We start from the raw sequence: 14,484 nt of genomic DNA, 5'->3' as shown, positions 1-14,484 counted from the left end.
AGAGTGAAGAGAGGACTCGACGGCGCGGTCGGCGAATGCAAGAGAGGGCGGCCTGCGATGTCCATACCGTCGGACCGCCTCGAAGCGGTCACTGCGCGGTCCACGACCGCGTACACGCGGACCGAGGAGTACGAGGACCTGTTCGACCAGGCCCCGGTGATCTTCGCTGCGCTGTGCGGCCCGCAGCATGTGCTGGAAGCGGCGAATCCGGCGTTCTTCGAGGTGTTCGGCGGCGAGCGCACCCAGACCGGCGCGCCGGTCGGCGAGCTCTATCCGGAGCTGGGGCCCCAGGGCGTCCTGGACCGTCTCGACGCCGTGTACGCCACCGGTACCCCGTACCGGGCCCGCGGCGGGCGGCTGGTGCTCGGTGCGCCAGGGGCGCAGCGGGAGGGGTTCTTCGACTTCACCTACGAGCCCCGGCGGGACGCGGTCGGCCAGGTCGACGGGGTGATCGTGATCGCGGTGGAGACCACCGCGTACCACCACACGCAGTTGCTCGCCGCCGAGCAGCGCATCCTGCTGGAGCAGATCGCGCGGGACGCCCCGCTCCGCGAGATCCTCACCGACATGGCGCGGGCGATCGAGGACCTCTCCCCGGAGCTGATCGTCTCGGTACTCCTCGCCGACCCCGACGGCCGGCATCTGCGGCACGGCACCGGCCCCAGCCTGCCCGACTTCTACAACGAGGCGATCGACGGAGTGGCCACCGGCCCGAACGTGGGCTCGTGCGGCACGGCCGCCTATCTGCGCGCCCCGGTGATCGTCAGCGATATCGCCACCGACCCCCGGTGGGAGGGCTACCAGGACCTGGCGCGCCGGGCCGGACTCGCGGCGTGCTGGTCCACCCCGATCCTGGGCGCGGACGACGAGTTGCTGGGCACCTTCGCGATGTACCACCGCACCCCCAAGGCCCCCGAGGACAAGGACGTGGCGCTCAGCGCCGCGTTCGCCCGGATCACCGCGCTGGCCATCCAGCGTCACCGCGCCATGGAGGCCGGCCGCGCCGCCCAGGAGCGGGAGAAGGCCGCCCGCGAGGACCTGGCCTTCGTGCTCGACGCCAGCACCGCGATCACGCGCGAGCCGCACTACTTCGACTGCCTGCAGTGCATGGCCCGGCTGACCGTGCCCGCGCTGGCGCCGCTGTGCACCGTCCATGTCGTCGAGGACGGCCGGACCCGGCGGATCGCCGTGGCCTCCGCGTGCCGGGCCGCGGAGGAGTACCTCACCTCGCCGGGCATCGCCGACGAGATCGACCACGCGGTCGCCCGTGTCCTCGCCTCGGGCACGACGGAGACCGACCACCGCCCCGCCGTCGCTCCTCTCACGGAGCCCGGTCACTCGGACACCGCCCTCGCTGAGCCCGACCACGCCGACGCGCCCGTCTCGGACCTCGACAGCCTCGACGCGCCCGCCTCCGAGCCCGACGTCACCCGGTACGTCTGCGTGCCGCTGACCACCCGCGGCCGCACCTTCGGCGTGCTGACCCTGGTGGCCACCGACCGGCCCCTGGACTGCCATGTCATCGCCCTGGCCGAGGAGCTCGCCCGCCGGGCGGCCTCCAGCGCCGACAACGCCCACCAGTTCACCGACCGTGTCCGGCTCGCCCGCGATCTGCAGGCCGGTCTGCTGCCGCCCGCGCTGCCCCGGATACCGGGTGCCGATCTCGCGGCGTCCTACCACCCGGCCGGCGAGGGGCTCGACGTGGGCGGCGACTTCTATGACGTCTTCCCGCTGCCCGACGACCGCTGGGCGTTCATGATCGGCGACGTCTGCGGGCGCGGGGCCGCGGCGGCCACCACCACCGGCATGGTCCGCCACACCGCGCGCGCCGCCGCCCGGCTGCTCACCGACCCGGCCGCCGTGGTCGCCGCCATCAACGACGCGCTCGCCCAGAGCACCACCGAGGACAACTTCGTCTCACTCGTCTACGGCGAACTGCGGCACTCCGACTCCCGTCTGACGCTGGATCTGATCCGCGCCGGCCATGTTCCCCCGCTCGTACGCCGTGCCGACGGCACGGTCGAGGAGATCGCCGAGCCGGGCCTGCTGCTGGGCATCGCCCCGGACTTCGACGGGTCCCCCTGCCGGGTCGATCTCTGCCCGGGAGACAGCCTGGTGCTGGTCACCGACGGCATCACCGAAGCCCGCGCCACCGACGGGGACTTCTTCGACGAACACCGCCTCGCCGACGCCCTCGCCGCGGTCCGCTGCCGCACGACACTCCGCGGCCGCACCACCCCCACGGCCGCCACGCTCATCGAGGCCGTCACGGCCGCGGTCACCGCGTTCGCGGGCGACTCCACACCCGACGACCAGGCCGCGCTGGTTCTCACGGCCACCTGAACTCCGCGCGCCGAACTCCTCACGGCCGGCCGGACCGGCCGGACCGGGCCGCATGGCCCGACCGGCCGCGCGCGCCTATTTTGGCCCTATGGGGCGAAGAGCGCCGACACCACCCGACGACCCGGACCACACCGATCCGCTGCGCCGGCTCTCCCTCGACGAGCTGCGCCGGCGTACGAGCCTGAAGTGGCGCACCCATCCCGCCGATGTGCTGCCCCTGTGGGTGGCGGAGATGGATGTGCCGCTGGCCGCACCGGTCGTGCGGGCGATCACGGACGCGGTCGGGCTCGGCGACACCGGCTACCCCGCGGGGACGGCGTACGCCGAGGCACTGGCCGGCTTCGCCCGCCGGCGCTGGGGTTGGGACGGGCTCGCCGTACCGCGGACGACGATCGTGCCCGACGTCATGCTGGGCATCGTCGAGGTCCTGAAGGTGGTGACCCGCGCCGGCGATCCGGTGATCGTCAACTGCCCGGTGTATCCGCCGTTCTACCCGTTCGTGGCACACATGGACCGGCGCGTGGTGGAGGCGCCGCTGGGACCGGACCTGCGGATCGACTTCGCCGCGCTGGAGGGCGCGTTCCGGCAGGCCGCCGCGGGTGGGGCCCGGGCGGCGTATCTGCTGTGCAGCCCGCACAACCCGACCGGCACCGTGCACAGCGCCGAGGAACTGGCCGCCGTCGCGGCGCTGGCGGACAGGTACGGCGTACGCGTCGTCGCCGACGAGATCCACGCCCCCGTGGTGGCCCCGGGCACCGCCTTCGTCCCCTACCTGAGCGTGCCCGGGGCGGAGAACGGGCTGTCGTTGATGTCGGCGACCAAGGCCTGGAACCTGGCCGGCCTCAAGGCGGCGCTCGCCCTCGCCGGGCCCGCCGCCGCCGAGGACCTGGCACGCGTACCCGAAGAGGTCGGCCACGGCCCCAGCCATCTCGGCGTCATCGCCCACACCGCCGCGCTGCGGGACGGCGGCGGCTGGCTCGACGCGTTGTGCGCCGGCCTCGACGACAACCGGCGGCTGCTGGCCGACCTGCTGGCCGAGCACCTGCCCGCGGTCCGCTACCGCCCCGCCCCCGGGACCTGTCTCGCCTGGCTCGACTGCCGTCGGCTGGGCCTCGGCGACGACCCCGCCGCGGTGTTCCTCGCCCGCGGCAGAGTGGCCCTCAGCCCCGGCCCGGACTTCGGCACCGGCGGCGCCGGCCATGTACGGCTCAATCTGGCGACCTCCCCCGAGGTGCTCACGGAGGCGGTACGGCGGATGGCCGCCACCGCGCCCTGACACCACGGCGCCGGAGCCGCCGGCGGACTCGACTTCGCCCGCCGGTACCTCTTCCCCTGCCCTGGAGCGACCGCCGGCAGACGGTCAAGACGCCTGGCCGGGCCCCGGTTTCGGGACCGTTTTGGAGCGAGGTGGTTTTCTCCATACGATCCAGCGATGATCACAAGAAAACGGTTGGCGGTCGGGGTGTGCGGGCTGCTTGCCGCGATGGCCGCCGCCCTTGCGCCCACACCCGCCGTCGCCGACGAGCCGTCCGCGAAGCCGGTCCCCAAAGTCGAGTTGACGCTCGATGTCAGCGGCTCGATGCGGGCCCGCGACATCGACGGGCAGAGCCGGATGGCCGCGGCGAAGCAGGCGTTCAACGAGGTGCTGGACGCGGTGCCCGAAGAGGTACAGCTCGGTATACGGACCCTCGGCGCCAACTACCGCGGCGAGGACCGGAAGGTCGGCTGCAAGGACACCCGCCAGCTCTACCCGGTCGGTCCGCTGGACCGGACCGAGGCCAAGACCGCGGTGGCGACCCTCACCCCCACCGGCTGGACCCCCATCGGCCCCGCGCTGCTGGGCGCGGCCCAGGACCTCAAGGGCGGTGACGGGACGCGCAGGATCGTGCTCATCACGGACGGCGAGGACACCTGCGCCCCGCTCGACCCCTGCCAGGTGGCCCGTGACATCGCCGCCGAGGGCATCCACCTCACCGTCGACACCCTCGGGCTGCTGCCGAACGCCAAGACCCGTCAGCAGCTGAGCTGCATCGCGGAGGCCACCGGCGGCACCTACACCTCCGTGCAGCACACCAAGGAACTGCGCGACCGCGTACACCAGTTGGTGGACCGGGCCGCCGATCCGGTGGTCACCCCGGTGCCCACGGAAGGTGCCCGGCAGTGCGCCACCGCGCCGAAGCTCAAGCCCGGTCTCTACAGCGACCGCGAGAAGTTCGCCGAGCACCGCTGGTACCGGGTGGACGTCCGTCCCGGCCAGGAGCTGCGCGCGTCGGTGAGCATCGCCGCCGACCGCGCCGTCAACAACGACTACGGGGTCCTGCTGCGGGCCTCGACCGTGCACGGCCGGGAGATCGTCCGCGGCGCGGAGGCCGGCGACGGCCGTACGGACGTGATCTCGTCCGGGCTGCGCTACCCCAAGTCGCCGGACACCGCCGACGGAGACGACGACAAGCCGGCGGCGGAGACGGTCTGTCTGCAGGTCAGCAACTCCTTCTCGGCGCCCGCATCGGTCAAGACCGACCCCGGCCTGCCGATGGAGCTGTCCATCGACCTGGTGGACGGTCCCGGTGACGCCTCCGACGCGGCCTCCTTCGGCCTCGGCCACGGCTGGTGGCTGCTGGTCTCACTGACCCTCGCCGGGCTGCTGGCCGGGCTGCTGTGGGGCTGGATCTCCCGTTGGCGCGTGACCGTCTGGAGGACCAACTGATGCGCACCGTACGCGTACTGACCGGCGCCGTGCTGGCCGGCGCGAGCCTTCTCGCCCTGGCGGGAGCCGCCGTCGCCGACAGCCCCACGCCGAGTCCGAGCGAGAGCGGGGAGGCGGCCGGTCCGACCGAGGCGGGCACCTCGTTCCGCACGGCGACCGCCGTCAAGCCGGACCAGCCGGCGACGGCCGACGCCTCCACCGGCGACTACCTCTACTGGGTGCTGCCCGTGGACGCCGCACAGCGCGCCACGGTCAAGGCCAAGGTGACGCTGCCGGCGGCCGCCGCCCGGCACGGCGCGGCCACTTGGCAGCTCGATGTGTACGACGGGCTGCGCCGCCGCCAGGCATGTGTGTACGGCACCCAGACCCGGGCGGCGGCCAAGGACGCCGGATCGGTGGAGCTGTCCTGCACGCTGCGTACGGTGCGCGGCTGGGCGGAGCCCTGGGCGAACGATCCGCTGCCGGGCAGCTACTACGTACGCCTGACGGTCGTCGATCTTCCGCAGGAGGACCTGGGGCTTCCGGTGCACGCCGAGGTCGAGGCGGCCGTGGCCGACCAGGGCGGCGCGCACGCGGTGGACGGCAGGCTCGCGGCGCCCCTGGTGCCGGGTGCCGCGGCCACGGCGTCGAAGGACGACGAGGACGCCTCGTCGCCGCGGCCCGCGGCCCTGCGCGAGCCGGACGGCGGCTGGTCCTCCGGACGGTGGTCCGACCGCTGGATCTGGACCGCTGCGGGCGGAGCGCTCGCCGCCCTCGCGGGCATCGCCGGCTATCGCGCCACCCGGGGACGGGGCCGCCCGTCACGGGTGCCACCGGGCGCCTGACCGGCGAAGCCCCAGGGGCGGCCATGGCCCGGTGCCGTGGCCGCCCCTTCGGCTTCCGCCCCCAGGGGCGGAGCGGGCACCACCCTGACGCGACGTCAGGAAGTGGGCGCGGCGTCGAAAAGCGGCGACCTCACACCTCGGGGTCGGTCTCCGGCCCGGGGTGCCGGCGCAGCCGCGCGGCGAGGACGGCGACATCGTCCTCGGCGTGCAGTCCGTCGAGGCGGAGCAGGACCTCGTCGAGCAGCTCCACCACACCGGCCCGTGCGGGCAGCCGCAGCCGGGCCAGCCGGGCGAGGGAGTCGTCGATGTCCTCACCGCGGCGCTCGATGAGGCCGTCGGTGAACATCAGCAGGGTGTCGTCCGGTGTGAGGGTGCGGGTGATCAGCTCATAGCCGCCCACGCCCGTGCCCAGGGGCGGTCCGACGGGGACCCGCACCAGGTCGGCGCCGCCGTCGCCGCGGAAGAGCACCGGCGGGAGATGGCCGGCGCTGGCGAAGCCGGCGAGTCCGCGCGCCGGATCCACCCGGGCGAGCAGACAGGTCGCCGGACGGCGGGCCTCGTCCTCGGACACGGCCGCGTCGAGCTGGCGCAGCACGCGGTGCGGCGGCAGGTCCGTCGAGGCGACATAGCGCAGGTGGGAGCGGTAGGCGTTCATGTCGACGGCGGCATCGAGACCATGGCCCATGACGTCCCCCATGACGAGCAGGGTGCGCCCGTAGTGGAGCCGCACCGTTTCGAACCAGTCGCCGCCGACCAGGGCGCTGGTGCCGGACGGGAGGTAGCGGGTGGCGAGTTCCAGGTTGGGGTGCGGCCGGCCCGGCTCGGCGAGCAGCGCCCGTTGCAGGTCCATCGCGGTGCGCTGCGCCGAGGCGTACCGGCGGGCGTGCGCGAGATGAACGGCCGCCAGGCGAGCGGCGTACTGCATGGCGGCGGTCTCGTGATCGGTGAAGCCGCCGCCCGCGCGGAGGGCGAGCAGGACGCCGTAGCGGCGGCCCTGCGCGAGCAGCGGCACCGACACGGCCTCGGCGGACCTGTCCTTCCCCAGGGCGGCGGTGGCGGTGATCGGGCGCCCCTCCTCCAGTGCCCGCGAGGCGGGTGAGCCACCGCCGGGCCCGCTGTCGTCGTCCGAGGGCTGTGCTTGGAGCACCCGCACCAGACCCGCCGACGCCACCCGGCGCAGCGCCGGCTCCCGGGACGGGGGCCGGGCCGCCGCGGCGTTCTCGGGGAGGAGGTCCACCGCGGCGGCGTCACACAGGTGCCGGCACACGAACCGCGACAGCTCGGCGCAGATCGTCTGCTCGTCCAAGGTGGTGCCGACATGCTCGGCGGCGTCCTCCATCACCCGCAGACGGGCCAGTACGCGTGCGTGATCGGCATCCGGGCCCGTATCCGAGCCGTCCCGGTTCGACAAGGCCACCTCCAGGGCGCGGCGCCCGCGTCGGGCGGGTGCGTCGGTGATGCACCCATACCACCGGCCCGGCCGCATCCCGTTCCGGCGCGGCGGCCGTCAGTGCAGTACGCCCATGCCCAGCAGCCCGAACAGCAGCGCGCCGACGACGATCCGGTAGAGCACGAAGGAGTTGAAGGAGTGCTTGGCCACGAACTTCAGCAGCCAGGCGATCGAGGCGTAGGCGACGAGGAAGGAGACGACGGTGCCGATGGCCAGCGGGGCGACGGCCGCGCCGCTGCCGACCGCGTCCTTCAGCTCGTAGACGCCCGCTCCCGTGAGGGCCGGGATGCCGAGGAAGAAGGACAGGCGGGTGGCCGCGACGCGCTCCAGGTCGAGGATGAGGGCGGTGGACATGGTGGCGCCGGAGCGGGAGAAGCCGGGGAAGAGCAGGGCGAGGATCTGCGAGCAGCCGACCCACATGGCGTCCTTGAGGGAGGTGTCGTCCTCGCCGCGCTTGTGCCGGCCCATCTGGTCCGCCGCCCACATCACCCCGCTGCCGGCGATCAGTGAGCCGGCCACCACCCACAGGGAGGCGAGCGGGCCCTCGATCAGGGGCTTGGCGGCCAGGCCGACGACGACGATCGGGAGGGTGGCGAAGACGACCCACCAGGCGAACTTGTAGTCGTGGTGGTAGCGCTCCTCGCGGTCGCGCAGCCCGCGGATCCACGCGCCCATGATGCGCACGATGTCCTTGCCGAAGTAGACCAGTGCCGCGGCGATCGCGCCGACCTGGATGACGGCGGAGAAGCCGACGACGGTCCGGTCGTCGACGGGGATCCCCATCAGCCCCTCGGCGATCTTGAGGTGGCCGGTGGAGGAGATGGGCAGGAACTCCGTCACCCCCTCGATGGCTCCGAGGACGACGGCTTGGCCGATGCTGATCGCGCTCATGGGATCCGTTTCTGGCGACGGGCGGACGGGGGCGCAGCCACACCTCGGGGCGGAGCGGCGTCCACCGCGCCCCAGACGGTCTACAACACTGTAGACGAAGGAGGGCGGTGCGCGGACACCTCCGGACCCCGGTGGGATGCCCACGGTCCGGCGGTACGCCCACGGCGGAGGCGGCCGCGATCGTCCCGGCGGATAGCATCAGTACTGTTGGCGTGGCTCATTCGCGCGGTTGCGACTCAGCCTTTGGCCGATCGGCTGCTTGGCATGACGTAGCGGGACCGTATGCGCGAGGGCCGGCAGTGAAGTGAGCCCACGCCACCCGAACCCAGCAGAGGCGCCGATCATGGATCCAGCCGCCGCGGCACCCTCACCCCCTACGGGCATCAGCCTGCGCCAGCTGCTCATGGCACTGGGCGACCCCCTGGTCGAGCTGCAGGCCGCGCCCGCCGGGCTGGACGTCGAGATCCGCAGCGTCGCCCTGCTCGACCCCGAGGACCCGCCGATGGCCCGCCCCGGCGAGCTGGTCCTCGCCATCGGCGCCCGGGGCCGCGCCGCGTTCCCCGCGCTGCGGGCCGGCGGGCGGGACGGGGCCGGCGCCGTCGCGGTCAAGATGGACACCCCCGCCCAGGCCGCCGCACTGAGCGAAACCGCCGTCGACGCCGGCGTCGCGCTGCTGTCCGTACGCACCGAGGCGCGCTGGGAGCAGGTGGACGCGCTGGCCCGGGCGGCCCTGGAGAGCGCGCCCCCGGGGCGCCCCGGCGAGGAGGCCCAGGAAGGGGACCTCTTCGCACTCGCCCAGACCACCGCCGTCCTCACCGGCGGCATCGTCAGCATCGAGGACACCGCCAACCGCGTGCTGGCCTACTCGCGGTCCACCGACACCGACGAGGTCGACGACCTGCGGCGGTTGTCCATCCTGGGCTGGCACGGCCCGGAGCAGTACCTTTCGCGGCTGCGCGAGTGGGGCGTCTTCCAGCGGCTGCGCGCCTCCGACGACGTGATCAACATCGACGGGCACCCCGAGCTGGGCATCCGCCGCCGGCTCGCGGTGTCCATCCGGTCCGGGGAGCGGCAACTGGGCATCATCTGGGTCCAGGAGGGGTCGACACCGCTGACCGAGCAGTCGGACCAGGCGCTGGTGGGCGCGGCCCGGGTCGCAGCCCACCATCTCGTACGCCGCCGCCGTGAGCTGTCGGCGGACCTGACGCTGACCCATACGCTGGCGGCCGGGCTGCTGGAGGGCACGACGGGGCCGCAGCCGCTGGCGTCCCATCTGGGGCTGGACCCGGCCCGGCCGGCCGCCGTCCTGGGCTTCTCGTACGGTTCGACCGAGGCCACCCCGCCGGAGCTGGCCCGTGCCGAGGTCAGCAACCTCGTCTCGGTCCACACCGCGGCCCGGCACCGCAGCGCCCTGGTCACCCAGGGCGATTCACGGATCTATGTGCTGCTGCCCCAGCTGCCGCGCAGCATCGACCTCGGCATCCTGCGGGGCTGGGGGCAGGAGATCACCGACGCCGCGCACCGCCACCTGGGGCTGTCGCTGCGCGGCTCGGTCGGCTGCATCGTGCCGGCGCTCGGGGAGGTCCCCGCGTCGCGCCGGGAGGCCGACCGGATACTCGACGCGATGGTGAGCGTCGGCTTCACCACCACCGTCGCCGCACTGCCCGACATCCAGGCGGAGGTGCTCGTCAGCGAGGTGCTGACGCTGCTCTCCGCGCACCCCGCCATGCGGGACCCCCGATTGACCGCTCTGGTCGCCCATGACACCCGCCATCAGGGGCAGTTGGCGGAGACCGTCCTGGCCTACCTGAACGCCTTCGGCGATGTGCGGGCCGCGGCCACCGAGCTGCATGTGCACCCCAACACCCTGCGCTACCGCATCCGCCGGGCCGAGGAGCTGACCGGTCTCGATCTGAGCCGGCCGGACCAGCGGCTGCTGGCCATGCTGCAGCTGCGGCTGCCGCCCGCCGGCTGATCCGCCGACGGCCGCCCCCTATGGACCGACGCCGGTCCGACCACCCACCACCTGGGGCGCCTCGTCGATCTCCGGGGATCGGTCTCCCCGTCCCTCCGTCGACCAGCCCCCTTGTACGGGATTCTCCTAAACTGAGCGATATGCCCCATTGAACTGACGGGCTGGCGATCATGACCTCGGAGAATGCGCTGCCGGGCGGGTCCGGCCGGGCGTGTGACATCGCGAAGGCAGCCACGGCCGAGCTGGACGCGCGGGGTCGGGTCGTCTCCTGGACCCGGGCGGCGGAGCGGCTGCTCGGCTACCCGGCCGAGGAGGTCCTCGACCACCCGGCGACGCGGCTGCTGGCGTTCCCCGGCGACGAGGAGCGGGTGGCCGCCGTGGCCCGCTGGTGCCGGGCCGGGGACGGCTGGGGCGGCTCCGTTGCGGCGCGCCACCGGGACGGCCGGGAGCTGCAGCTGGCGGTGCAGGTCACCCCCGTGCTCGACGGCGGCGACCGCGAGCGGTGGTCGGTCCTCGCCCTGGAGGAGTGGCGGCTGCCGGGCGGCGGGGTGAACCAGCTGATGCTCGAACCGTTCCTGGCGCATGCGCCGGTCGGCATGGCCGTACTGGACAACGAACTGCGCTACGTCTGGGTGAACGAGGTGCTGGAGCGCCTGATCCCCCTGGAGCGCCGGCTGGGCAGAACGGTGGGCCAGGTGCTGCCGAGGCTGGAGGCCGAGGCGTTCGAGGAGCGGATGCGGCGGGTCGTGGCGACCGGCTCACCGGAGATGGACTACGAGTTCCGCAGTCCCACCTACGCCGACCCCACCCAGGAGCGCGCCTACTCGGCGTCCTTCTTCGGACTGGCGGACCCCCGGGGCCGACGCATCGGCATCTGGTACATGGTCATCGACGTCACCGAGCGCTGGCGGGCGCAGGACCGGCTCGCGCTGCTGAACGACGCCAGCGTCCGGATCGGCAGCACGCTGGACGTCGCCCGGACCGCACAGGAGCTGGCCGATGTCGCGGTGCCGGCGCTCGCCGACTTCGTCGCCGTCGATCTGCTGGACTCCGTCCTCCACGGCGAGGAGCCGAATCCCGGGCCGGTCGACGACGTTCCCACCATGCGCCGCTCCGGGCAGCAGTCGGTCAACGAGGGCTGCCCGGAGGCGGGCCTGGCCGTCGGCGAAGCCGTCCAGCGCTCCCCCTCCTCGCCGATCGCCCGCTGTCTGCTCGCGGGCGAGCCCCTGGTGGAACCGGAGCTGGACTTCGTCAACAGCGCCTGGGTCACCGAGGACCCGGCACGGGCCGCGGCGATCCGCAGATTCGCCTTCCGCTCGGTGATGGTGGCGCCGGTGCAGGCCCGCGGCGTCACACTGGGCGCCGCCACCTTCTTCCGCACCCGTCGCCTGGGCCCTTTCGTGCCGGACGACGTACGGCTCGCCGAGGAGCTGGTGGCCCGGGCCGCGGTCTGCGTCGACAACGCGCGGCGCTTCACCCGCGAGCGCACCGCGGCCCGGGTGATGCAGCAGAACCTGCTGCCGCACGAGCTGTCCGGAGGCTCCGCGCTGGAGGTGGCGTCGTGGTACTTCCCGGCGGACGCGCCGAGCGGGGTGGGCGGTGACTGGTTCGATGTGATCCCGCTGTCCGGGGCCCGGGTCGCCCTGGTCGTCGGGGACGTGGTCGGGCACGGCATCAACGCCGCGGCGACGATGGGCCGGCTGCGCACCGCCGTCCGCACGCTGGCCAATTTGGACCTGCCGCCCGACGAGCTGCTGGCCCGGCTGGACGACCTGGTCATCGGCCTGTTCAAGACGCACGGCACCGAACCGGCGGCGGACAGCGAGAACGCGAACGTGGCCGCGACCTTCATGGGGGCGACCTGCCTGTACGCCGTGTACGACCCGGTCAGCAGGCGGTGTGGCATGGCGCGGGCCGGGCACCTCCCGCCCGCGATCGTGGGGCCCGACGGCGCCGTCGACCTCCCCGACCTGCCCGCCGGGCCGCCGCTCGGCCTGGGGACGCTGCCCTTCGAGTCCAGGGAGCTGGAGCTGGCCGAGGGCAGTCTGATCGCCCTCTTCACCAACGGGCTCATCGAGACCTGCGACCCGGACATCGGCATCGGGATGGACCGGCTGAGCACCGCGCTCACCTCGTCCGGACCGGCGCTGGCGGAGATCGGCCGGACGGTGGTCGAGGCGCTGCTGACCGGCCCCCCGGCCGACGACGCCGCGCTGCTCCTGGCCCGGACCCGCGCGCTGGGCGGGCACCAGGTCGCGTCCTGGGATCTGGCCACCGATCCGGCCGAGGTCGGCAGGGCGCGGGCGCTGGCCGGCCGGCAGCTGTCGGGGTGGGGCCTGGAGGAGCTGGAGTTCACCACCGAGCTGATCGTCAGCGAGCTGGTCACCAACGCCATCCGCCACGGCACCGGGCCGGTCACCCTGCGGCTGATCCGGCAGGACGTCCTGATCTGCGAGGTCTTCGACGCCGGCAGCACGGCACCGCATCTGCGCCACGCCCGGACCACCGACGAGGGCGGACGCGGGCTGTTCATCATCGCGCAGCTCGCCGGGCGCTGGGGCACCCGCTACACCCCGACCGGCAAGGTCATCTGGACCGAGCAGAGCATGCCGGCCGGGGGTTAGCGCCTGTCCGACGGGCCATGGCCGGGATTCAGGGCGCCTGCGCGAAGTCCCGCCCTGCCCTCGGGTGGACGACCGGACCGTGTGGACACGCGCCGGGCACCTCGCCGCCGGGCACATGGCCGCAGTCGTCCCCCGCCGGGACGGGACGGGCCACCAGGCCGTCTCCTGGCAGGGCCACATAGTCGCAGTCGGTGTCGGCCACGACGTGGCGGGGCGCGGTGCCCGCCGGGCCGGCGGTCAGATGGGCGGTCACATAGGCCGCGCTCGTCCTGACGATGTCGCGGGTCAGCCCGAGCGGGAGCAGCGAACGGGTCTCGGCGCTCGCCTCGTCCTCGCCGGCCCGCAGCACCACCCGGACGTCCGGCGCCACCGCGTGGGCGGCGACCGCGACGGCGATGTTGTCCAGCTCGTCGGAGCCGACCGCGGCGAGCGCCCGGGCGCGCCCCAGACCGAGCCGGGCGAGCACCGCCCGGTCCTCGCCGTGCGCCAGCACCACGGGGATCCCCATCGACCGCGCGAGCCGCAGGTTCGGGGCGGCCGGCTCCCGCTCCACCCCGATCACCGGGACGCCCAGCTGCCGCAGCGTCTGGCACAGCCGCAGCCCCACCTGCCCCAGTCCGACCACGATCACATGCCCCGAACGCGGCAGCACCCGCGGCCCCAGGACGCCGACCAGCCGCGGGCCCAGCAGCCGGTCGACGATGCCCGCCGTCAGCACGGCGGTGAACCCCACCGTCACCAGCATCGCCACCCCGGACACCACCTCGTAGGCGGGATGGCCCGGGTGCGGCGCGGCCGGCCCGACCCCGGCGACGACCCGGGCGGCCTCCAGGAAGGCGGTGGCGGGCGGCGTGTGGAGGGCGGCGACCAGCCAGAGCCAGTCCAGGGCGAGCACGGTCACGATGCCCAGCAGCCCGATGAGCAGCAGGCGGGCGTCCGCGTCGTGCGGCTGCAGGTGTCCGCGCAGCCGGCCGAGCAGGCCCCTGCGCCGGGCGGCCGCGCTCGGCCGCCACGCCGTCTCCACCAGCCGTCCCGCCCGCCGGCGCACCGCCACGGCGCCGCGTCCCTCGGGCCGTACGGCCAGCGTGCCGGCGTCCGCGCACAGGCCGGCCAGCGTGGGTGCCAGCAGGTCGGCGGGTGAGACGGTCACGCAGTGGCACAGCAGCGACCGGAGCTGCTGGGCCACCGTCCGGTCGAAGACGGTGACGACGATGCGGACGGTGTCGCAGACGTGCCGGACGGCGAGCGCGTAGCGCAGCGCGGAGAGGTCGTCGCCCACCAGAACGGCCACCGCGGACGGCCGGACGGCGAGCGCCCGTCGCAGGTCCTGGTCGTCCGGTGCGGCGAGATGGCCGACCGGGCGACCGGCCTCCCGCAGTGAGGCACAGACCCGGCGGGCCAGCGTTGTGGCCCCGATCACCACGATCGCGTCGGTCTCCGTGTCCCGTTCATCGGGCATTCCGTCCCCCGTCCCGCTGTGGTCGCACAGCACTGGTGGTGTGGGCCCAACTCACGCTAGGGCGCGGGCCGTCGGAGGCATCTGTCCGGTCGGCCAAGGCTTCGCGGGCGCCGTTGTCCGGCCGGACCAGCGGCCCGCACCAGGTCGCGAGTCCACACATCGGGCAATGTGCATTGGCCGCTCGCACAGCCATCGGGGACGAATTTGTCGA

The 14,484-nt window shown here is 73.9% G+C and carries 9 protein-coding genes; 6 read left to right on the top strand and 3 right to left on the bottom strand.

Annotated features, from left to right (window positions below):
* The first annotated feature begins 57 nt into the window (after positions 1 to 57).
* From ACFWZH_RS24765 to ACFWZH_RS24750, 4 genes are all read left to right on the top strand, one after another.
* Positions 58 to 2,343, top strand: a complete 2,286-nt coding sequence (locus ACFWZH_RS24765) for a SpoIIE family protein phosphatase (protein WP_384435146.1) — start codon at positions 58 to 60, stop codon at positions 2,341 to 2,343.
* A gap of 88 nt (positions 2,344 to 2,431) precedes the next feature.
* Entirely contained in the window at positions 2,432 to 3,619 is a 1,188-nt protein-coding gene (locus ACFWZH_RS24760; protein WP_384435143.1) for a MalY/PatB family protein, read from the top strand.
* A 156-nt stretch (positions 3,620 to 3,775) separates the two neighbouring features.
* A complete protein-coding gene (locus tag ACFWZH_RS24755; RefSeq protein WP_384435141.1) occupies positions 3,776 to 5,050 on the top strand; it encodes a VWA domain-containing protein in 1,275 nt (424 codons plus the stop codon).
* Positions 5,050 to 5,874 carry a hypothetical protein gene (locus ACFWZH_RS24750; RefSeq protein WP_384435139.1) on the top strand — a complete coding sequence of 275 codons (825 nt, stop codon included), beginning with the start codon at positions 5,050 to 5,052 and terminating at the stop codon, positions 5,872 to 5,874. Before ACFWZH_RS24755 ends, ACFWZH_RS24750 begins: the two co-directional genes overlap by 1 nt.
* Positions 5,875 to 6,004: 130 nt before the next feature.
* Here ACFWZH_RS24750 and ACFWZH_RS24745 read toward each other — a convergent pair whose 3' ends face one another.
* On the bottom strand, positions 6,005 to 7,291 hold the full coding sequence (locus ACFWZH_RS24745) for a PP2C family protein-serine/threonine phosphatase (RefSeq protein ID WP_384435136.1): 1,287 nt from the start codon (positions 7,289 to 7,291) through the stop codon (positions 6,005 to 6,007).
* Between the two features lie 90 nt (positions 7,292 to 7,381).
* Entirely contained in the window at positions 7,382 to 8,215 is an 834-nt protein-coding gene (locus tag ACFWZH_RS24740) for an undecaprenyl-diphosphate phosphatase (RefSeq protein WP_384435133.1), read from the bottom strand.
* Between the two features lie 343 nt (positions 8,216 to 8,558).
* Here ACFWZH_RS24740 and ACFWZH_RS24735 point away from each other — a divergent pair, with 343 nt between their 5' ends.
* A complete protein-coding gene (locus tag ACFWZH_RS24735) occupies positions 8,559 to 10,190 on the top strand; it encodes a PucR family transcriptional regulator (RefSeq protein WP_384435130.1) in 1,632 nt (543 codons plus the stop codon).
* A gap of 170 nt (positions 10,191 to 10,360) precedes the next feature.
* The gene (locus tag ACFWZH_RS24730; RefSeq protein WP_384435127.1) at positions 10,361 to 12,814 is read left to right on the top strand and encodes a SpoIIE family protein phosphatase; all 2,454 of its coding nucleotides are present in this window, start codon (positions 10,361 to 10,363) and stop codon (positions 12,812 to 12,814) included.
* A 28-nt stretch (positions 12,815 to 12,842) separates the two neighbouring features.
* On the opposite strand, the gene ACFWZH_RS24725 is transcribed toward ACFWZH_RS24730, so the two are convergent.
* Complete coding sequence (locus ACFWZH_RS24725) at positions 12,843 to 14,273, bottom strand: NAD-binding protein (protein WP_384435125.1); 1,431 nt, start codon at positions 14,271 to 14,273, stop codon at positions 12,843 to 12,845.
* Between the last annotated feature and the right edge of the window lie 211 nt (positions 14,274 to 14,484).

It is taken from the genome of Streptomyces sp. NPDC059008 (assembly GCF_042749045.1).
In the GTDB taxonomy this organism is placed as follows: domain Bacteria; phylum Actinomycetota; class Actinomycetes; order Streptomycetales; family Streptomycetaceae; genus Streptomyces.
This window is presented reverse-complemented; position numbering and strand designations above follow the sequence as displayed.

Bases quoted from the DNA above. Each gene is read 5' to 3' on its own strand.
- ACFWZH_RS24765 (WP_384435146.1), top strand. From the start codon at position 58: ATGTCCATACCGTCGGACCGCCTCGAAGCGGTCACTGCGCGGTCCACG.
- ACFWZH_RS24760 (WP_384435143.1), top strand. From the start codon at position 2,432: ATGGGGCGAAGAGCGCCGACACCACCCGACGACCCGGACCACACCGAT.
- ACFWZH_RS24755 (WP_384435141.1), top strand. From the start codon at position 3,776: ATGATCACAAGAAAACGGTTGGCGGTCGGGGTGTGCGGGCTGCTTGCC.
- ACFWZH_RS24750 (WP_384435139.1), top strand. From the start codon at position 5,050: ATGCGCACCGTACGCGTACTGACCGGCGCCGTGCTGGCCGGCGCGAGC.
- ACFWZH_RS24740 (WP_384435133.1), bottom strand. From the start codon at position 8,215: ATGAGCGCGATCAGCATCGGCCAAGCCGTCGTCCTCGGAGCCATCGAG.
- ACFWZH_RS24735 (WP_384435130.1), top strand. From the start codon at position 8,559: ATGGATCCAGCCGCCGCGGCACCCTCACCCCCTACGGGCATCAGCCTG.
- ACFWZH_RS24730 (WP_384435127.1), top strand. From the start codon at position 10,361: ATGACCTCGGAGAATGCGCTGCCGGGCGGGTCCGGCCGGGCGTGTGAC.
- ACFWZH_RS24725 (WP_384435125.1), bottom strand. From the start codon at position 14,273: ATGCCCGATGAACGGGACACGGAGACCGACGCGATCGTGGTGATCGGG.